Consider the following 18,091-nt stretch of genomic DNA (forward strand, 5'->3'; position numbering starts at 1 on the left):
GGTACGGGGCAGGCATGGCCGACACCTCCCTCCCGCCGTACGTCATGGTCCTCTTCGGGGCGACCGGGGACCTCGCGGCCCGCAAGCTCTTCCCGGGGCTCTACCACCTCGCGGTGGCCGACCGGCTGCCCGAGGAGTTCCGCATCATCGGCAGCGGTCGCCACTCCCCCGGCAGTGACGAGGAGTTCCGCGACCAGATCCGCGACGGTCTGCGCGAGACCGTCGACGACCTCGACGACGACGCCGCCCGCACCCTGCTCGAGCGGCTCAGCTTCCAGACCTCGAACGCCGACGACGGCAGCGAGCTGGCGCAGGCCGTGCGCGCCGCCGAGGAGCAGATCGCGGGCGACACCGGCAGCGACGTCGACGACGTGCGCCGGCTCGTCTACCTCTCCGTCCCGCCGAGCGCGATGGACGGCATGATCGCGATGCTGGGGCGCGAGGAGATCACCGATCGCGCGCGGCTGGTCGTCGAGAAGCCGTTCGGCCTCGACCTCGAGTCCTCGCGCCACCTCGACAGCTCGCTGAAGGACGTCGTCGACGAGGCGCAGGTCTTCCGCATCGACCACTTCCTGGGCAAGGAGGCCGTGCAGAACATCCTCGCCCTCCGCTTCGCCAACGGGCTCTTCGAGCCGGCCTGGGACCGCCGCAGCATCGCCTCGGTCCAGATCGACGTGCCCGAGACCCTCGGCATGGAGGGTCGCGGCAGCTTCTACGAGTCGACCGGCTGCCTGCGCGACATGGTCTCGACCCACCTGTGCCAGCTGCTCGGGTTCGTGGCCCTGGAGGACCCGGGCACCCTCGACGAGCAGGCGCTGCGCGACGCCAAGGCCGCGCTCTTCCAGGACCTGCGCCCGCTCGACAAGGAGCACGTCGTCTTCGGGCAGTACGCCGGCTACCGCGACGAGGACGACGTCGACGCCGACTCCGACGTCGAGACCTTCGTGGCGATCGAGGCCCACGTCGACAACGACCGCTGGCGCGACGTGCCGTTCTACCTGCGCACCGGCAAGCGGCTGGCCGAGACCCGGCGCACCATCACGCTGCGCTTCAGGACCCCCGACTCCTCCCTCTTCGACGGCGAGCCCGGGCCCAACGAGCTGGTCCTCGAGCTCACCGACGACCCGAAGATCACCGTCGACCTGCGGGCCAAGCGCCCGGGGCCCGACATGGCGCTGGCGCGGGCCGAGATGTGCCTCGACCTCGTCGACGCGCTCGCGGCCGGCGGCGACGACTCGCACCCGCTCGAGGCCTACGAGCGGCTGCTGCTCGACGTCCTGCGCGACGACCAGACGCTCTTCACCCGCGCCGACGAGGTCGACCGGCTCTGGCAGGTCTGCCAGCCGCTGCTCGACGACCGCCCCGAGGTCCAGTCCTACGAGCCGGGATCGTGGGGCCCGCAGGCCGCACTCGACCTCCCCGAGGGCGGCTGGCGTCTCGGTGACTGACCTCCCCATCGCCGACCACGGCCTGATCGGCGACCTGCGCACCTGCGCTCTGGTGGGCAACGAGGGCACCGTCGACTGGTTCTGCGCGCCGCGCTTCGACTCCCCCAGCGTCTTCGGCTCGATCCTCGACCCCGATGCGGGCTCGTGGACGGTGCGCGTCCTCGACGGCGACGTGCGGACCAACCAGTTCTACTTCCCCGACTCCAACATCCTCGTCACCCGCTTCCTCACCGAGGAGGGCGTGGCCGAGGTGCACGACTTCATGCCGCTGCTCAAGGCCCACGACGAGGACCACCGCCAACGGCTCGTACGCCGGATCGTGGCGGTGCGCGGCCGGGTGCGGGTGCGCACCGAGGTCACGCCGCGGCCCGACTACGGCCGGGCGGCCCCGCGGTTGACCGAGGTGAGCGGCGGCGTCCTCGTCGAGGCCGAGACCACCGACGGCCCCGAGCTCCGCCTGGGGCTGATGGCCTCGACCCGCCTCGACCTCGACGACGGGACGGCGTCCGCCGAGCTCACCATGGAGGGCGGCGACGAGGCGATCTTCGTGCTGCAGGTGCTGGGCGACGACGAGGAGCCGACGGCCAGCGACGGTGACAGCACCACCGAGCTGTTCGAGCAGACCGCGCGGTTCTGGCGCACCTGGCTCTCCCAGTCGACGTACAAGGGTCGCTGGCGCGAGATGGTCGACCGGGCCGCGCTGACGCTGAAGCTGATGACCCACGAGCCGAGCGGCGCGATCGTGGCCGCCCCCACGACCAGCCTGCCCGAGCAGATCGGCGGCGGGCGCAACTGGGACTACCGCTACGTCTGGATCCGCGACGCGGCGTTCAGCCTCTACGCGCTGCTGCGCCTCGGCTTCACCGACGAGGCGGCGTCGTTCATGGAGTGGCTCTCGGAGCGGCTCGGCGACCGCGACGACTTCGACGACGAGCTCGGACCGCTGCGGGTGCTCTACGACATCGACGGCAACGTGCCGCACGAGGAGCACGAGCTCGACCACCTGCGCGGCTACCGCGACTCGCGGCCGGTGCGGGTCGGCAACGCCGCGGTCGAGCAGCTCCAGCTCGACATCTACGGCGAGCTCATCGACTCGGTCTACCTGTTCAACAAGTACGGCCCCGGGATCAGCCACGACGCCTGGAAGGACCTCACCCGGGTCCTGGAGTGGGTGATGGAGCACTGGGACCGCCCCGACGCGGGCATGTGGGAGATCCGCGACGAGCCCCGGGCCCACACCACCTCACGGCTGATGTGCTGGGTGGCGATCGAGCGGATGATGCGCACCGCCCGCCAGCGCGGCCTGCCCGGCGACCTGTCGGGCTGGGCCGAGGTCCGCGACGCGGTCTACGAGCGGATCATGACCGAGAGCTGGGACGACGAGGTCGGGGCGTTCATGGCCTACGAGGGTGCCGACACCCTCGACGCGGGCGTGCTCCTGATGCCGCTGGTGAAGTTCGTGGCGCCCAACGACCCGCGCTTCGTCTCGACACTGGCCGCCATCGAGGACCGGCTCGTCTCCGACAGCCTGGTGTTCCGCTACGACGTCGAGAGCTCCTCCGACGGTCTCGACGGCTCCGAGGGGACCTTCTCCCTCTGCTCGTTCTGGTACGTCGAGGCACTGACCCGGCTCGGCCGCCTCGACGACGCCCGGCTCGCGCTGGAGAAGATGTTCACCTACGCCAACCACCTCGGCCTCTACGCCGAGCAGGTCGGCCTCACCGGTGAGCAGCTGGGCAACTTCCCCCAGGCCTTCACCCACCTCAGCCTCATCAGCGCCGCGATCAACCTCGACCGAGAGCTGGGCTGAGCCGGACGCGAAGAGGGAGGCCGCACCCTCGTCGATGCGGCCTCCCCGGGTGCACGCGCAGGCTCAGCGCGTGGTCTTGATCTTCGTCGTGCTGCTGGTGGTGCCACCGGCGCCCGTCGCGGTGACGGTGACGGTGACGGAGCGCTTGACCTGCTTCAGCTGCTTCGCCTTCAGCTTGACCTTCACCGAGCCGCCGGCGGCGGGGACGGTCACGGTCTTGAGGACGCGCTTGCCGGTGATCGTTACGGTCACGGTGGTGGCGCCGCTGGCGGCGACGTCGACCACGACGCCGCGACGCAGCTGGACCCGGCTGACGCGGGGCTGGGCCGCGACGGCCGCGACCGGCTTGGCGGCCGGGGCGGGGGTGGTCGTCGTCGGCATCGTGCTCGGGGTGCGCCCGAGCAGGGTGGCGAACAGGTCGGTCTGGTCGATCGTGCCCGTGATGTTCGCGGCCTGGGGACCGGACGCGGCGACACGGATCTGCGAGCCGGTGTGGGTCATCGAGAAGCCGCCGGCCGCGGTCGTGTCGGCGGTGGAGTAGGCGATCGTCATCGGGTCGCCGTCCTTGGTCTTGATGGTCGTCGTCGCGCGGCCCGCGGAGGTGCTGTTGGGCACGATCTGGGTGGAGTGCGCGTGGTCACCGGTGACGATGATCAGCGTGTCGGGGTGGGTCTTCTGGTAGGCCTGCGCCACCTTCAGGGTGTCGTCCATCTCGGCGACGTCGCCGATCGCGCCGCAGACGTCGGCGGCGTGCTCCTGCTTGTCGATCATCGCGCTCTCGACCTGCAGGAAGAACCCGTTGGGGTTGTCCAGCAGCGAGATGGCCTTGCTCGTCATCTCCGAGAGCGTGGGCTGGTTGCCGCGGTTGGCGACCTGGCAGGTGGTGTTGGCGTCGCCCGCACCGGCCGGGCTGGCGACCGGGAGCGGCTGGTAGCGCGGGGTCATGTTGCCGGTGGCGAACAGGCCGAGGACCGGCTTGCTCGTCACCGAGGTGACGGCGGCGAGACCGGCCTTGTCGCTGACGGTCTGGTAGCCGCGGGTGGTCGTCGCGTAGTCCAGCACGGTGCCGCCGCTGGGCAGGGTCTGCGCGTAGCGCTGGGCGCCACCACCGAGGAGGACGTCGACCTTGTTGTCGACCAGCTGCTCGGCGATGGAGCCCTTGCCGCCGGCCGCCTTCAGGGCCGAGGGGCAGGTCGCCATGTTGGCCGGGCCCTGGCAGGCCCGGGCGTTGATGTGCGACGCGGCGGCCGCCGGGGTCGCGTCGGTGATCTCCGCGGTGGAGACGTTGCCCGTGCGCTTGCCCTGGCGCTTGTAGATCTCGAGCACGGTGTCGTAGTCGACGCCCGCCACGGTGTCGGCGGAGCTGGGACCCTGCGAGATGCGACCGTCGACGGTCTTCTTGCCGGTCGACCAGCCGCTGGCGGTCGGGGCGGAGTCCGAGACGTAGTTGATCGGGTAGCGCGAGCCGTCGGGCGCGGTCTTGAGGCCGTAGGTCGTCATCTCGCCGGTGAACGGCAGCTCGTCGAGGGCGAAGCGGCCCGCCGCACCGAGCTCGTAGTTGCGCGCGGCGGTGATGATCGAGTCGTCCGTGCCGTCGCCGATGATGAGGATGACGTTGCGCGGCTTGGCGGGATTGATCTGGCCGGCGAGCTCGGCCGAGCGGTCGTTGGCGAAGCCGAACGGTGCGGCCTGGGCGGCGGTGAGGCCGGCGCCGCCGAGGGCGACGAGAGCCGCCGCGCCGGCGAGAAGTCTGGTCCTGCGAGTCACGAGGTGGGGTCCTTTCGAGAGGGTTTCCGCGGTCACCGTCGTGGTTGCGCAGAACAACCACCCTCGTCCTCGGCGGACGGGAGATGGACGCGAGATGAACGTCTCGAAGGCGGGTAGTACTAGGACGCTTCGTCGACGGCAGCCGTCTCCACGCCCCCTCCCGACCGGTCTACGCTCGTCGCTTGGAGGTGGGGTCGGGTGCGACGACTGGGTCAGCTCGAGGCGGCCGTGATGGAGCTGCTGTGGTCCCGCGGCGACGTCGAGACGTCGGTCCGCGAGGTGATGGAGGGCCTCGAGGAGCAGGACGGTGCCCGCCGCCTCGCCTACACGACGGTGCTGACCGTGGTCGACAACCTCCACTCCAAGGGCTACCTCACCCGGCGCCGCGTCGGTCGCGCCTACGCCTACACCCCGCGCTGCTCGCGCGAGGAGCACACCGCGCAGGTCATGGGCGAGGCGCTGGCCGCCAGCAGCGACCGCGGTGCGGTGCTGCTGCGGCTCGTCGACCAGCTCACGGCGGCGGAGGTCGCCGAGCTGCGCGCCGCCCTCGACGAGCCTCCGGCGTGATCGCCGCGTCCGCGCTGGTCGCGCACGTGCTCCTCGCGGGCCACCTCGGCCCGCGTCTGCTGCAGGACGCCGCGTGGACGTCGCGCTCACCGCAGGCCGCGGTCCGGTGCTGGCTGGCCCTGTGCCTCTCCGTCCTGCTGGCCGCGGCGCTCGTGCCGCTGACCCTCGCCGCCCCGTACCTCCCCCTGCCGGGCGGTGGGGTCCACTACGGCGACCCGCTCGGCCCCTGGCCCGCCCTCGTGGCCCAGGTCGCGCTCGCCGCCGCCCTGTCGGCGCTGCTGGTGACCGGCGTCCGCCAGGTCGCCCGCACCCGCCGGGCCCGGAGTCGCCAGCACGACGACCTGACCCTGCTCGGCCGTCCGCACCCCGACGGCTACGTCGAGCTCGCCGACGCACGCGCCGCGCTGTGGTGCCTGCCCCGGGGGTGGCGCCGGCCCGCGGCGGTGGTCGTCACGACCGGCGCGCGCGAGCTGCTCGAGCCGCGCGAGCTCGGTGTCGCGCTGCGCCACGAGCACCGCCACCTGCAGGCGCGCCACCACCGGGCGGTCGCGCTGACCGGGCTGCTGTCCGGGACGTTCGGTCGCGTCGGGCTCTTCGCCCGGGCCCACCGCGAGGTCGTCGAGCTCGTCGAGCTCGCCGCCGACGACGCCGCCGCTCCGCACGAGCGCGCGGTGCTGGGCCGCGCTCTGGTCGCCCTCAGCACGGGCACCACCACCGACACCCTCCCGGCTGCGTCGGGTGGGCTGGCCGCGAGCGGCACGGCGACACTGCGGCGGGTGCGCCGGCTGCGGGCGGCCGCGCCGGCGCCGGGGCACCTCGGACGGGCGCTGGCCCTGGCTGCGGCCGGCGTGGTGCTGGCCGCTCCCCCGCTGCTCGCCGTGGCCCCGGGCGTCGAGGCCGCGCTGCACCACTGCGCGCCCCTGGTGCGCGCCTGACCGGTCAGCGGGGTGCGGTCGGGGTCATCCGCACGCTGTCGGGCTCGAAGCCGTGCTCGATGCCCCACACGACCGCCTGCGAGCGGCGTTCGACGCCCATCTTGCGGTAGGCCGTGCGGATGTAGGTCTTGACCGAGTTGATCGAGAGGTAGCTGCGCGCGGCGATCTCCTTGTTGGAGAAGCCCTGGGTGATGAGGGCGATGATCTCGCCCTCACGCATGGTGAGCCCCTCGCGCTGGCCGGGCCAGCGGCCGGGCTCGCGGGACGGCTCCCCGCCGTGCCCGTCGCCGCCTCCGGGCACGACGCGCTCGCCCGCGTGGACGGCCTCGATCGAGGCCACCAGCTCCTCGGCGTCCGCACCCTTGGCCACGAAACCGGCGGCGCCGGCCCGCAGCGCGTCCTCGACCAGCTGGCGCGAGACGTTCCAGGTGTAGATGACGACCTTGCAGGTCGACTGCTCTCCGATCAGCTCGCGCAGCTGGTCCTCGCTGACGCGGGCCTGCGCGAAGCTGTCGTAGAGGACGACGTCGACGGGGCCGCGGACCGCCATCTTGCTGTCGAGCTCGACCACCTCGACGCGCTCGGCGTACGGCTCCAGGAGCGACGCGACCCCCAGCACGACGAGCTCGTAGTCGTTGACCACGGCGACGCGCACCGCGCGGTCCCTCTGCGCCATGGCCGAGAGCATAGGACGCTCAGGCACCCGCCCGTCGGGGTGAGTACGCGTCGATCTCGGCGAGCACCCGGCGGCGCACCGGCTCGTCGGCGTACGACGCGTGCACCGCGGCCCGGGCGAGGTCCCGAACGCCCTCGGTGTCGAGGCCGAGGAGGTCGGCGGCGATGTCGTACTCACGGTTGAGCGTCGTGCCGAACATCGGGGGGTCGTCGGAGTTGATCGTCACCACGACCCCGGCGTCGCGGAACACCGGGAGCGGGTGCTCGCCGAGCGAGGCCACGGCGCGGGTCGCGACGTTGGAGGAGGGGCAGACCTCGAGCGGGATGCCGCTCTCGGCGAGCCGCGCGAGCAGGGCCGGGTCCTGCGCCGAGGAGGTGCCGTGGCCGATCCGTTCGGCGCCGAGCAGGTCGAGCGCGTCCCACACGGTCTGCGGGCCGGTGGTCTCGCCGGCGTGCGGCAGCGAGTGCAGGCCCGCCGCGCGGGCCGTGGCGAAGTGGCTCCGGAACTGCTCGCGCGGGACCCCGATCTCGGGGCCGCCGAGGCCGAAGCCGATCAGCCCCTCGGTGCGGTGGCGGGTGGCGTACTCCAGCGTCGCGTCCGCGGCCGGGACCCCGGACTCGCCCGGGATGTCGTAGATCCAGCGCAGCACGAGCCCGAAGTCGCGCTCGGCCTCCACGCGGGCGGCCTCGAGCGCCTCGGAGTAGCCCTCGATCGGCATGCCGACCTCGTCGCTGTCGGGGCGCACGGAGGTGAACGGCGTGCAGGTGAGCTCGGCGTAGCGCACCTGCTGCTCGGTCGCCATCTCGCGGGCGACCTCGTAGGTCAGGTAGTGGATGTCCTCGGGGGTGCGGATCAGCGCGACCACGGCGAGGTAGACCTCGACGAAGTGCGCGAAGTCGCGGAACTCGAAGAACCGGCGCAGCTCGTCGAGGTCGCTCGGGACGGTGCCGGGGTGGCGCGCGGCCAGCTCGCTGACGATGCGCGCCGAGGCCGAGCCGACGTGGTGGACGTGCAGCTCGGCCTTCGGCAGGCCACGGACGAACGCGCTGAGGTCTCGGGTGTCGCTCACACGCGCCAGCGTGGTCTCAGCTCACGGCGGCGAGCAAGTTGGCGGACAGCTGGTCGACGTTGGCGCCGTCGCTGAACGGCTTGCCGTCCAGGATGATCGTGGGGGTGCCCGGGACGCCGGCGTTCTCCGCGGCCTTCGTCGCGGCCTCCGCCCACGCCTGACCGTCGCCGTCGCGGTAGGCCTGCACCGTCTCGGCGCTGACCCCGGCCTTCGTCATCAGCTCGGCGATGTCGTCCTCGGAGGGGAACGGCCCCTCCTCGCTCGGCTGGTCGGCGTAGAGCGCGTCGTGCAGGGCGAGCGCGACCTCGTTGCTCGACTGCTCGAGCGTCACGCCGAACGCCTCGGTGGCCGACTGGGAGTAGGGGCCGATGCGCGAGAGCAGCACGAACGGGCGGTACTCCACCTGGACCTTGCCGTCGGCCGCGAGCTGCTCCAGCTCGCTGTGGGTGCGCTTCTCCAGCTCGCCGCAGTAGGGGCAGATGAAGTCCTCGTAGATGACGACCTTGTGCGGCGCGGACGCCTCCCCGATCGTCAGACCGTGCTCGCTGCCGGTGGGCTCGGCAGCGGCGGCCACGTCGTCGCTCCCGTCGCGCAGCGAGTTGATCAGGAACCCGCCGCCGATGATCAGGACCATCGCGAGCACCACGCCCACGACGCTCAGCACCTGGCGACGACGCTCCTTGCGCTCCCGCTCCTTGACCAGGGCGGCGGCGCGCTCGGCGCGCTGTTCACGGTTCTGCTTGGACATCAGGCTCCTGCCTGCTCGTGGTCGGGGACGTACGTCGGACGGAAGATCAGCCGGTCGAGAGCGAGGCGCGTGCGGCCCTGCCACGCGACGTACGCCGAGGCCAGCAGGAGCGCGGCGTCGCGGGCGATCTCCCAGGGGTACTTCGAGGCGGCGTCGGGGTCGTAGCCCCCGCCGCCGAAGCAGCCGCAGTCGATGTTGATCCCGCGCGCCCACACCGAGGCGATCCCGACGATGAACGCCACGAAGAGCAGCGCGGACAGCACCCCCGCGAACCGCGTGAGCAGCCCCAGCACGAGCAGCAGCCCCACCGCGATCTCCAGCGGCGGCAGCAGGTGGCCCACCGTGGTCGCCGTGTCGCCGGGCAGCAGCTCGTAGGCGCGGACCGCGAGCACGCTCTGCTCGGGGTGGGGGAGCTTGATCAGACCCGCCCAGATCCAGACCGCGCCGGTCACCAGGCGCGCTGCAGTCCCGAGCCACTCACGCACCCCCTCACCCTAGGCACCTCGGCTGAGCCGGACCTGAGAGGCGGACCGTTCCCCGGCGTAGGGTGCGGGGGTGAAGGAAAGACTCGTCTGGATCGACTGTGAGATGACCGGCCTCGACCTGGGCGCCGACGCGCTCATCGAGGTGGCCGCGCTGGTCACCGACTACGACCTCACCGTGCTCGGCGAGGGCGTCGACCTGATCGTCAAGCCCCCGGCCGAGGCGCTCGACCAGATGGGCGACTTCGTCCGCTCGATGCACGAGAAGTCGGGGCTGCTCGAGGAGCTCGACGGGGGCCTCACCCTCGCCGAGGCCGAGGAGCAGGTGCTGGCCTACGTCCGCGAGCACTGCCCCGCGGGGTCGCGCCCGCCGCTGGCCGGCAACACGGTGGCCACGGACCGCTCGTTCCTCACCCGCGACATGCCGACGCTCGAGGGGTTCCTCCACTACCGCATCGTCGACGTGTCCTCCATCAAGGAGCTCAGCCGCCGGTGGTACCCCCGGGCCTACTACCAGGCCCCGAAGAAGCGCGGCAACCACCGGGCGCTCGCCGACATCCAGGAGAGCATCGAGGAGCTGCGCTACTACCGCGACGCGGTCTTCGTGCCGGCCCCCGGGCCCGACTCCGACACCGCTCGGGCGCTCGCCGCCAAGCACGGCGGAGCGCTCACCGGGATCACCGCCCCGGAGGCCCCGTCCGGCTCAGCCGCACCCGATTCCGCGGAACCCGACCCGCTCCCCTAGACTTCTCGACGGCCTCGGCTCCCGAGGTCCACGGTGGGTGTAGCTCAGCTGGTAGAGCGCTGCGTTGTGGTCGCAGATGCCGCGGGTTCGAGTCCCGTCACTCACCCCAGCACGCAGCAGGCCCCGATCCGAGGATCGGGGCCTGCTGTCGTCTCCGGCTCAGAGAGGTCGGTTCAGAGCCGTCCGGCGATCGCGGCGATGTGCGCCGGGGTCGAGCCGCAGCAGCCGCCGACGAGGTCGATGCCGAGCTCGCGCAGCCGCAGCGCGTGGGAGGCGAGGTCGTCTGGCGTGGCGTCGTACTCGAAGTGGTCGCCGACGACCTGGGGCAGCCCGGCGTTGGACTGGGCGATGAGCAGCAGCTCGCCGGTGCGGGCCTCGGCCATCTCCTGGGCGATCTGCTCCATCTCGCCCGGGCCGCGACCGCAGTTGGCCCCGGCGGCGTCCACCCCGAGCTCGGCGAGGCGGCGTACGGCGTCACCGGGCCGCACGCCCATCATCGTGCGCAGGTTGGTGTCGAAGCTCATCGTCACCGCGAGCGGCAGGTCGGGGGCGACCTGGCGCACCGCCGCGACGGCCGCCTCGGCCTCGGCGAGGTCGCTGAGGGTCTCGACGAGCACCAGGTCGACACCGCCCTCGACGAGCGCCTCGACCTGCGCCGCGAAGAGCGCCTGGGCGTCGGCCGGCTCCAGGGCGCCGAGGGGCGCCATCAGCTCGCCGGTCGGGCCGAGGTCGCCCGCAACCAGGATGCCGGCGTGCTCGTCGGCGACCGACCGGGCGATGCGCGCCGCGGTCGTGTTGACCTCCGCGAGTCGCTCGCCCAGCCCGTGCATGTCGAGGCGCGGACGGGTGCCGCCGAAGGTGTTGGTCGTCAGCACCCGTGCGCCCGCCTCGGCGTACGCCGCGTGGGCGGCGCGCACCGCGTCGGGGTTCTCGAGGTTCCACAGCTCACCGGGCGCGCCGTCCTCGAGCCCGCTGTCCTGCAGCAGGGTGCCCATGCCGCCGTCGAGGACGACCGGGCGCTGCTGCCCCAGCACCTGCGCGAGCCGGTTCACGCGGCACCGCCCGAGGCCGGGCCGAGCGTGTCGAGGTAGGCGTCGATGCGCTCCTGGGGCCACGCGCCGTCGAGCTCGGCGGCGACCCGGTCGAGCACGTCGCCCGGAGCGCCGTCGGCGGCGGTCCACGCCGAGCGCTCCCACCCGGCGAGGTAGTCGTCCGAGCCGGTGTCGCCGAGCCGCATCGCGGCCTCGTCGATCGCCTCCTGGAAACGCGGGGCGAGCTGGACCTTGGCCGTGTCGTCACCCGCGCGGGCCGCGACCATCGAGGGCAGCTCCCGCCAGCTGGTCACCTGGTACTCCGTCACGCCCCGACCCTAGCCCCGACGACCGTTCACCCCTCGGGGTGGAATTCCTCCCGACTCCGTTTGTGAGGAGCCCTCTGAGGTACCTGTGGAGTGCGCCCCCCGTCCCTCACGCAGCGGACCGGGGGCGCGAACTCTTCTCCCGAGGGGGTCAGCCCCTCTGCAGCAGGAGGGCGATCTCGCGCAGGGCCGAGCCCACGATCGAGGGCATCGCGGGCGGGGGTCCGTAGGCGTCGGCCTCCGCAGTCGGGGCACCTGTCGTGTCGCTCACACGGAACGGGTGCCCGGGGAGGGTGCCGGGGAAACAGTCTCTGACTATAGTCAGAGATGTGGATCAGACCGCGGTGCTGCGCCGGTTCAACCGCACCTGGACCCAGCGGGTCGGGGTGCTCGAGGAGACCCACCTCGGGACGGGACTGCCGCTCGCGGCGGCACGGGTGCTCTGGGAGGTCGGCGGGCGGGACGGTGCCGACGGCGACGGGACGACCGTGCGGGACCTGCGGGCCCGGCTCGGCCTCGACTCCGGCCACCTGACCCGACTGCTGCGCCGCCTCGAGGACGACGACCTGGTGCGGGTCACCCCCGACCAGCGCGACCGGCGGCGCCGACTGGTCGGCGTCACGGCCGCCGGCCGGGAGCGCTGCGACCGGCTCGAGCGGCGCTCGCAGGACCTCGCCGAGCGGCTCGTCGAGCCCCTCACCGAACGGCAGCGTGACCGCCTGGCCGAGGCGCTGGCCACCGCGGACCTGCTGGTCCGCGCGGCCACCCTGGAGCTGCGCACGGTCGACCCCGACGAGCCCGACGCGCGAGCGGCCGTCGCCCGCTACGTCGCCGAGCTGGACGACCGGTTCGCGGCCGGCTTCGCGCCCGGTCCTCTCGACACGGGAGGGCTGCGCCCGGCCGAGCGCGGGGCCTTCGTGCTCGCCGTCAGCGACGGCGACCCGGTCGCCTGCGGCGGTCTGCGCGACCTCGGCGAGGGCTGGGCCGAGGTCAAGCGGATGTGGGTCGACCCGTCGTGGCGCGGCGCCGGACTCGGCGCGCGGATGCTGCGCCACCTCGAGGCCGAGGCCGCACGCGGGGGCTTCGCCGGCGTACGCCTCGACACCCACGGGTCGTTGACCGAGGCCATCGCGATGTACGAGCGGGCCGGCTACCGGCGCACGGAGCGCTACAACGACAACCCCGACGCCGAGGTCTTCTTCGAGAAGCAGCTCGGATGGGACGGGTCAGCGAGGTGAGTAGTCGGGCTGCCCGAAGCGCCCGCGCTGGTAGTCCTCGTAGGCCTGGAGGACCTCGGCCTTGGAGTTCATGACGAACGGACCGGCCCAGGCGAGCGGCTCGCGGATGGGGCGCCCGCCGAGGACGACGACGTCGAGCCGCGGCGAGCGGCTCTCCTGCGTGGCCTCGGCGCTGACCGTGAGGTAGTCACCGGCGCCGAGCACGGCCGTCTGACCGGCCCGCAGGGGACGGGCGTCGGTCGCCCCGACCGTCCCGGCGCCGTTGAGGACGTAGACCAGGGCGTTGGACTCGACGTCCCACGGCAGGTCGAGACGGGCGCCGGGCTCGAGGGTGGCGTGCACGAACGTGATGGGCGTGTGGGTCGCGCCGGGACCCGACTGACCGGCGACGGATCCCGCGACGACCCGGACCAGGGCACCGCCGTCGGCCGAGGCGAGCAGGCCGACCTCGCGCGATCGCAGGTCCTGGTAGCGCGGGGTCGTCATCTTCGCCTCGCGCGGCAGGTTGACCCACAGCTGCAGCCCGTGGAACAGCCCGCCCCGAGCGACCAGCCACTCGGGCGGCGTCTCGATGTGCAGCAGGCCGCTGCCGGCGGTCATCCACTGGGTGTCGCCGTCGGTGATCGACCCGCCGCCGCCGTGGGAGTCACGGTGGTCGAACTGGCCGTCGATGATGTAGGTGACCGTCTCGAACCCGCGGTGAGGGTGCCACGGGGTGCCCTTGGGCTCGCCGGGGGCGTACTCCACCTCACCCATCTGGTCCATCATGATGAACGGGTCGAGCCGCTTGAGGTCGATGCCGGCGAACGCCCGGCGCACCGGGAAGCCCTCGCCCTCGTAGCCCTTCGGCGCCGTCGTGACCTGCAGGACCGGGCGCGGCTGGTCGCCGAGGCCCGGGCCGCTGACGCGTGGCAGGGCGGTGACGTCGTCGACGGTGATGGCAGGCATGGCGCGCCCAGAATAGTTCAATCCTGGACCACTCGCCACGGTGCGACACGGCTAGGTTGAGGAGGTGACGGACTCCCCCACCGCCTCGTACGACGTCGCGGTCGTCGGCGCCGGCCACCACGGCCTGACCGCGGCCACGCTGCTCGCCCAGGCCGGGTTGTCCGTCGTCGTCCTCGACCGGTTGGACCGCCCCGGCGGCGCCGCGGCGACGACGCAGCCGTGGTCCGGCCGCAGCGCGCGCGTCTCGCGGTGGCCCGGCCCGGTGCCGCCGTTCCCGCAACGGCTCGCCGAGGAGCTCGACCTGCGCCTCGACGTCGTCGCGCCGCCCGCCGACCCGCCGACGCCGACTCCCCTCGACGCCCTCGCCGCGGCCGTCGAGGCGACGCTGCTCGACCCGCTGCCCTCGACGCGGTCGCTGCCACCCGTCCCCGGGACCGAGCCGCTCTCCGGCCTCGCCGCGCTCGACGCGCTGGCGGGCTCGCCGGGGCCGGCCGTCGCGAACCCGTCGGCTCTGCGCGCCGCCCTCGCCGGGGGCGCCGACCGCTGGCCGCAGGTGGTGGGCGGCGGCGCGGCCGTGGCCGACGCGCTCGCCGCGGCGGCGACCCGCGCCGGTGCCGAGCTGCGCCTGGGCGGCGGCGTCTCCGCGGTCCGCACGGGCGCGGACGAGGCACCGCACGAGGTCGACGCCGACTTCGCCTCCGGCCGCGAGACGATCGGTGCACGCTGGGTGCTCGCCGACCTGGCGCCCTGGATCCTGCACATCCTGCTCGGCGAGCCGGAGGACGCCGAGTCCAAGCCGCAGGGCTCGCGCTTCGTCGTGGACCTCCTCGTCGACCGGCTCCCCCGTCGCGTCCTCGAGCTGCAGGGCGCGCGACTGGTCGTCGCGGCCGACGCGGCGAGCCTCGCGGCGGCGTACGACGACGCGCGGAGCGGCCGGCTGCCCCGCCGTCCTCCGGGCGCGCTGCACAGCCCGTCGCTGCGTGACCCCTCCCTGGTCGCGGGCGAGCCGGACGGCACCCACACGCTGACCTGGGTCGGCGTGCACCACCCGGTGCACCTGTTCGACCCCGACCCGCGGGAACGACGCGAGGAGGCACTGCGCCACGTCCTGGCCGTCCTCGACGACACCCTCGGCGAGTCCGTGGAGGGACTGCTGGCGCGCGACGCCGCTGGGCACCCCTGCGCCGAGGCACGCTCGCCGCTGGACCTGGAGGCGGAGTTCGCCGCCCCCGGCGGCCACCCGTTCCACGGCGACCTCGACTGGCCCTGGGCGCCGCCGCGCGCCCGCCTCGACACCCCCGAGCTGGCCTGGGGTGTCGCGACCGGCCACCCCCGCGTCCTCCTCGCGGGGTCCGGCGCGCGGCGCGGCGGCACGCTCTCGGGGGTGGCCGGGCGCGACGCCGCCCAGGCCGTGCTGGCCTCTCCCTGACCCGGATTTCGGTCTCGCGGACCCCCGCTGCTAATGTTGTCTCTCGCGCCAGGCGCATGCGGCATTAGCTCAATTGGCAGAGCAGCTGACTCTTAATCAGCGGGTTCGGGGTTCGAGTCCCTGATGCCGTACCACCACCGAAGGCCCCGACCAGCACCAGCCGGTCGGGGCCTTCGTCGTCCCCGGCCGCCCGACCTGCCAGAGTCGGGTGGTGAGCAGCTGGTCGCCGTGGCGCACGGTCGTGGCGTTCGGACTGGTCAGCCTGGCCGCCGACATGGTCTACGAGGGGATGCGCTCGGTCTCCGGGCCGTTCCTCGGCTCGCTCGGCGCCTCGGCGCTCACGGTCGGGATCGTGACGGGGGCCGGCGAGGGCATCGCGCTCGTGCTGCGCCTGCTCACCGGGCCGTGGGCCGACCGCAGCCACCGGCACTGGCGGCTGACCGTGGTGGGCTACGCGATGACCGCGGTCTGCGTGCCGCTGCTGGCCGTGGCGCCGTTCCTCGGGGCGGCCGGGGTCGGCGTCGCCGCCACGCTCGTCCTGCTGGAGCGCACCGGCAAGGCCGTGCGCAGCCCGTCGAAGTCGGCACTGCTCGCGCGGATGGCCGTCGGCACCGGGCAGGGGCGCGGCTTCGCGGTGCACAAGGCGCTCGACCAGGTCGGCGCCTTCGCCGGACCGCTCCTCCTGGCGGGCGTCCTGGCCCTCACCGGCCGCTACTGGCCGGGGTTCGCCCTGCTGGCGGTGCCGGGCCTCGTCTCCCTGCTGCTGCTGGCCCAGCTGCGCCGCCGCGTCCCGTCCATCACCCGCCCCGACCCGGCCGAGCGCCTCGACGCCCCGCGCACCCCCCTGCCGCGCGTCTTCCACGTCTTCTCGCTGTCCTCGGCGCTGACCACGGCCGGGCTGATGACCTTCGGGGTCATCTCCTACCGCTGGGTCGACACGGGTCTGGTCGGCGCGGCAGCGGTGCCGCTGGTCTACGCGCTGGCGATGGCGGTCGAGGCGCTCGTCGCGCTGGCCACCGGCGACCTCTTCGACCGGTGGGGCGCCGGCGTGCTGCTCGCGGTGCCCGCGCTCACCGTGGCCGTGCCGCTCACCGTCTTCTCCGACCGGCTGTGGCTCGTCCTCGTCGGCGTCGTCGCGTGGGGCGCGGGCACCGGGGTCCAGGACTCGACGGTCAAGGCGTACGTCGCCGGGCTCGTGCCGACCGGTCGACGCGCCACGGCGTACGGCGTGTTCGCGGCGGTGCAGGGCGTCGGGGCGCTCGCCGGGGGCACGGTCGCGGGCGCGCTGGTCGAGCGCCACGTCGGCCTCCTCGCGGCCGGCATCGCCGTGCTCCAGGTCGCGGCGGCAGCCCTGCTCGCGGCGACCCTCCGGGTCAGTGCCCGCTCAGCTGCCCGGTGAGCCGGTCGTGGCGCTCGGCGCTGTGCCCGTCGAGCCCGGTGACGCTCACCTCGGTGCCGCGGGCGGCGTACTTCGCGGTGATGGCGTCGAGCGTCGCCACCGTCGAGGCGTCCCACACGTGGGCCTGCGAGAGGTCGACGACGACGCGGTCGGGGTCGTCGGCGTAGGCGAACTGGGTCGCCAGGTCGTTGCTCGAGGCGAAGAAGAGCTCGCCGGTGACGCGGTAGACCGCGGTGGCGCGACCGTGCTCGTCCTCGACGAGCTCGCGGTGGGTCCGCGTCACGTGGGCGACCCGGCGGGCGAAGAGCGTCATGGCCGTCAGCACCCCGACGACGACCCCGATGGCGAGGTTGTGGCTCAGCACGGTCACCGCGACGGTCACGAGCATCACCGCGGTCTCCGAGCGCGGCATCCGGCGCAGCGTCGAGGGACGCACGGAGTGCCAGTCGAACGTCGCGACCGAGACCATCACCATCACCGCGACCAGGGCGGCCATCGGGATGAGGGCGACGACGTCGCCGAGCCCGACGACCAGCAGCAGCAGGAAGACACCGGCGAGGAACGTCGAGATCCGGGTGCGCGCACCCGAGACCTTCACGTTGATCATCGTCTGGCCGATCATCGCGCAGCCGCCCATGCCACCGAAGAACGCCGTGACGACGTTCGCCGCCCCCTGGCCGAGCCCCTCGCGGGTCTTGTCGGACGGGGTGTCGGTGAGGTCGTCGACCAGGCTCGCGGTGAGCAGCGACTCCAGCAGTCCGACGACCGCCATGGCGAGGGCGTAGGGCGCGATGGTGCGCAGGGTGTCGAGGTCCCACGGCACGTCGGGCACGAACCACGACGGCAGCGAGTCGGGCAGCCGCCCCTCGTCGCCGACGTCGGGCACCTGCACCGCCGCGAAGAGCGTGAACGCCGTGAGCGCGACGATCGCGACGAGCGGAGCCGGCACGACCGCACTCACCCGCGGCAGCCCGACGATCACCGCGATGCCGACCGCCACCATCGGGTAGACCGCCCACGGCACGTCGACGAGGTGGGTGAGCTGGGCCTGGAAGATGAGGGTCGCCAGCGCGTTGACGAAGCCGATCATCACCGAGCGCGGGACGAACCGCATCAGCCGCGCGACCCCCACCGCGGCCAGCACGAGCTGGATGATCCCCCCGAGCAGGACTGTCGCGATGAGGTGGTCGTAGCCGTGCTCGCGCATCACCGGGGCGATGACCAGCGCGACCGCTCCGGTGGCGGCTGAGATCATCGCGGGACGGCCCCCGAGGAAGGAGATGGTCACCGCCATGGTGAACGACGCGAAGAGCCCGACCCGCGGGTCGACGCCCGCGATGATCGAGAACGAGATGGCCTCGGGGATCAGCGCCAGCGCGACCACGAGGCCCGCCAGCACCTCGGTGCGCAGCAGCCGGGGCGAGCGCAGCGCGGTGCGCACGGTCGGGGAGGAAGAACTCACGAGACCCAGAC

17 protein-coding genes and 2 tRNA genes are annotated in these 18,091 nt (G+C 73.3%); 10 read left to right on the forward strand and 9 right to left on the reverse strand.

Annotated elements, in window-relative coordinates:
* Positions 1-14 precede the first annotated feature (14 nt).
* Positions 15-1,448, forward strand: a complete 1,434-nt coding sequence (gene zwf / locus GRQ65_RS01960) for a glucose-6-phosphate dehydrogenase (RefSeq protein ID WP_160874578.1) — start codon at positions 15-17, stop codon at positions 1,446-1,448.
* The gene (locus tag GRQ65_RS23700; protein ID WP_160874580.1) at positions 1,441-3,258 is read left to right on the forward strand and encodes a glycoside hydrolase family 15 protein; all 1,818 of its coding nucleotides are present in this window, start codon (positions 1,441-1,443) and stop codon (positions 3,256-3,258) included. Before zwf ends, GRQ65_RS23700 begins: the two co-directional genes overlap by 8 nt.
* Positions 3,259-3,321: 63 nt before the next feature.
* Here the strand turns inward: GRQ65_RS23700 and GRQ65_RS01970 are convergent, their stop codons facing one another.
* Entirely contained in the window at positions 3,322-5,025 is a 1,704-nt protein-coding gene (locus GRQ65_RS01970; RefSeq protein WP_160874582.1) for an alkaline phosphatase, read from the reverse strand.
* 198 nt (positions 5,026-5,223) lie between these two features.
* Here GRQ65_RS01970 and GRQ65_RS01975 point away from each other — a divergent pair, with 198 nt between their 5' ends.
* Together GRQ65_RS01975 and GRQ65_RS01980 are read left to right on the forward strand one after the other, a co-directional pair.
* Complete coding sequence (locus GRQ65_RS01975) at positions 5,224-5,592, forward strand: BlaI/MecI/CopY family transcriptional regulator (RefSeq protein WP_160874584.1); 369 nt, start codon at positions 5,224-5,226, stop codon at positions 5,590-5,592.
* Complete coding sequence (locus GRQ65_RS01980) at positions 5,589-6,527, forward strand: M56 family metallopeptidase (RefSeq protein WP_160874586.1); 939 nt, start codon at positions 5,589-5,591, stop codon at positions 6,525-6,527. The genes GRQ65_RS01975 and GRQ65_RS01980 overlap by 4 nt, the downstream gene beginning before the upstream one ends.
* Before the next feature lie 4 nt (positions 6,528-6,531).
* Here the strand turns inward: GRQ65_RS01980 and GRQ65_RS01985 are convergent, their stop codons facing one another.
* Genes GRQ65_RS01985 through GRQ65_RS02000 form a run of 4 tightly spaced genes read right to left on the reverse strand, consistent with a single transcriptional unit; the run spans position 6,532 to position 9,505 of the window.
* Positions 6,532-7,203 (reverse strand): LuxR C-terminal-related transcriptional regulator, encoded by a 672-nt coding sequence (locus GRQ65_RS01985; RefSeq protein WP_160874588.1) that lies wholly within the window; start codon positions 7,201-7,203, stop codon positions 6,532-6,534.
* Between the two features lie 19 nt (positions 7,204-7,222).
* Positions 7,223-8,272, reverse strand: a complete 1,050-nt coding sequence (locus tag GRQ65_RS01990) for an adenosine deaminase (protein WP_160874590.1) — start codon at positions 8,270-8,272, stop codon at positions 7,223-7,225.
* 16 nt (positions 8,273-8,288) lie between these two features.
* Positions 8,289-9,020 (reverse strand): DsbA family protein, encoded by a 732-nt coding sequence (locus GRQ65_RS01995; protein ID WP_160874592.1) that lies wholly within the window; start codon positions 9,018-9,020, stop codon positions 8,289-8,291.
* On the reverse strand, positions 9,020-9,505 hold the full coding sequence (locus GRQ65_RS02000) for a MauE/DoxX family redox-associated membrane protein (protein ID WP_160874594.1): 486 nt from the start codon (positions 9,503-9,505) through the stop codon (positions 9,020-9,022). Before GRQ65_RS02000 ends, GRQ65_RS01995 begins: the two co-directional genes overlap by 1 nt.
* Positions 9,506-9,608: 103 nt before the next feature.
* Between GRQ65_RS02000 and orn the strand changes: the two genes are divergently transcribed.
* Positions 9,609-10,247 carry an oligoribonuclease gene (gene orn, locus GRQ65_RS02005; protein WP_202387157.1) on the forward strand — a complete coding sequence of 213 codons (639 nt, stop codon included), beginning with the start codon at positions 9,609-9,611 and terminating at the stop codon, positions 10,245-10,247.
* 33 nt (positions 10,248-10,280) lie between these two features.
* Positions 10,281-10,356, forward strand: a tRNA-His gene (locus GRQ65_RS02010).
* Between the two features lie 64 nt (positions 10,357-10,420).
* Here GRQ65_RS02010 and GRQ65_RS02015 read toward each other — a convergent pair.
* Both GRQ65_RS02015 and GRQ65_RS02020 read right to left on the reverse strand, forming a co-directional pair.
* Positions 10,421-11,299, reverse strand: a complete 879-nt coding sequence (locus GRQ65_RS02015) for a homocysteine S-methyltransferase family protein (protein ID WP_160874598.1) — start codon at positions 11,297-11,299, stop codon at positions 10,421-10,423.
* Positions 11,296-11,607 (reverse strand): virulence factor, encoded by a 312-nt coding sequence (locus GRQ65_RS02020; RefSeq protein WP_160874600.1) that lies wholly within the window; start codon positions 11,605-11,607, stop codon positions 11,296-11,298. Before GRQ65_RS02020 ends, GRQ65_RS02015 begins: the two co-directional genes overlap by 4 nt.
* A gap of 326 nt (positions 11,608-11,933) precedes the next feature.
* Between GRQ65_RS02020 and GRQ65_RS02025 the strand changes: the two genes are divergently transcribed.
* Positions 11,934-12,842 (forward strand): GNAT family N-acetyltransferase, encoded by a 909-nt coding sequence (locus GRQ65_RS02025; RefSeq protein WP_160874602.1) that lies wholly within the window; start codon positions 11,934-11,936, stop codon positions 12,840-12,842.
* Here GRQ65_RS02025 and GRQ65_RS02030 read toward each other — a convergent pair.
* Positions 12,831-13,790, reverse strand: a complete 960-nt coding sequence (locus GRQ65_RS02030) for a pirin family protein (RefSeq protein WP_160874604.1) — start codon at positions 13,788-13,790, stop codon at positions 12,831-12,833. The two genes, GRQ65_RS02025 and GRQ65_RS02030, sit on opposite strands and share 12 nt — an antisense overlap.
* A gap of 64 nt (positions 13,791-13,854) precedes the next feature.
* Between GRQ65_RS02030 and GRQ65_RS02035 the strand changes: the two genes are divergently transcribed.
* The 3 genes from GRQ65_RS02035 (at position 13,855) to GRQ65_RS02045 (ending at position 16,618) form a co-directional block, all read left to right on the forward strand.
* A complete protein-coding gene (locus GRQ65_RS02035) occupies positions 13,855-15,219 on the forward strand; it encodes an NAD(P)-binding protein (protein WP_160874606.1) in 1,365 nt (454 codons plus the stop codon).
* Between the two features lie 58 nt (positions 15,220-15,277).
* Positions 15,278-15,353, forward strand: a tRNA-Lys gene (locus GRQ65_RS02040).
* 77 nt (positions 15,354-15,430) lie between these two features.
* A complete protein-coding gene (locus GRQ65_RS02045) occupies positions 15,431-16,618 on the forward strand; it encodes an MFS transporter (RefSeq protein ID WP_337191426.1) in 1,188 nt (395 codons plus the stop codon).
* Here the strand turns inward: GRQ65_RS02045 and GRQ65_RS02050 are convergent.
* Entirely contained in the window at positions 16,593-18,080 is a 1,488-nt protein-coding gene (locus tag GRQ65_RS02050; protein WP_337191427.1) for a SulP family inorganic anion transporter, read from the reverse strand. The two genes, GRQ65_RS02045 and GRQ65_RS02050, sit on opposite strands and share 26 nt — an antisense overlap.
* Positions 18,081-18,091: the final 11 nt, after the last annotated feature.

The sequence above is a fragment of the Nocardioides flavescens genome (assembly GCF_009823805.1).
Taxonomy (GTDB): Bacteria; Actinomycetota; Actinomycetes; order Propionibacteriales; family Nocardioidaceae; genus Nocardioides; species Nocardioides flavescens.

What these genes read in the sequence shown, in the direction of transcription:
- orn (WP_202387157.1), top strand. Translation starts at nt 9,609, where the DNA reads ATGACCGGCCTCGACCTGGGCGCCGACGCGCTCATCGAGGTGGCCGCG.
- GRQ65_RS02030 (WP_160874604.1), bottom strand. Translation starts at nt 13,790, where the DNA reads ATGCCTGCCATCACCGTCGACGACGTCACCGCCCTGCCACGCGTCAGC.
- GRQ65_RS01995 (WP_160874592.1), bottom strand. Translation starts at nt 9,020, where the DNA reads ATGTCCAAGCAGAACCGTGAACAGCGCGCCGAGCGCGCCGCCGCCCTG.
- zwf (WP_160874578.1), top strand. Translation starts at nt 15, where the DNA reads ATGGCCGACACCTCCCTCCCGCCGTACGTCATGGTCCTCTTCGGGGCG.
- GRQ65_RS01985 (WP_160874588.1), bottom strand. Translation starts at nt 7,203, where the DNA reads ATGGCGCAGAGGGACCGCGCGGTGCGCGTCGCCGTGGTCAACGACTAC.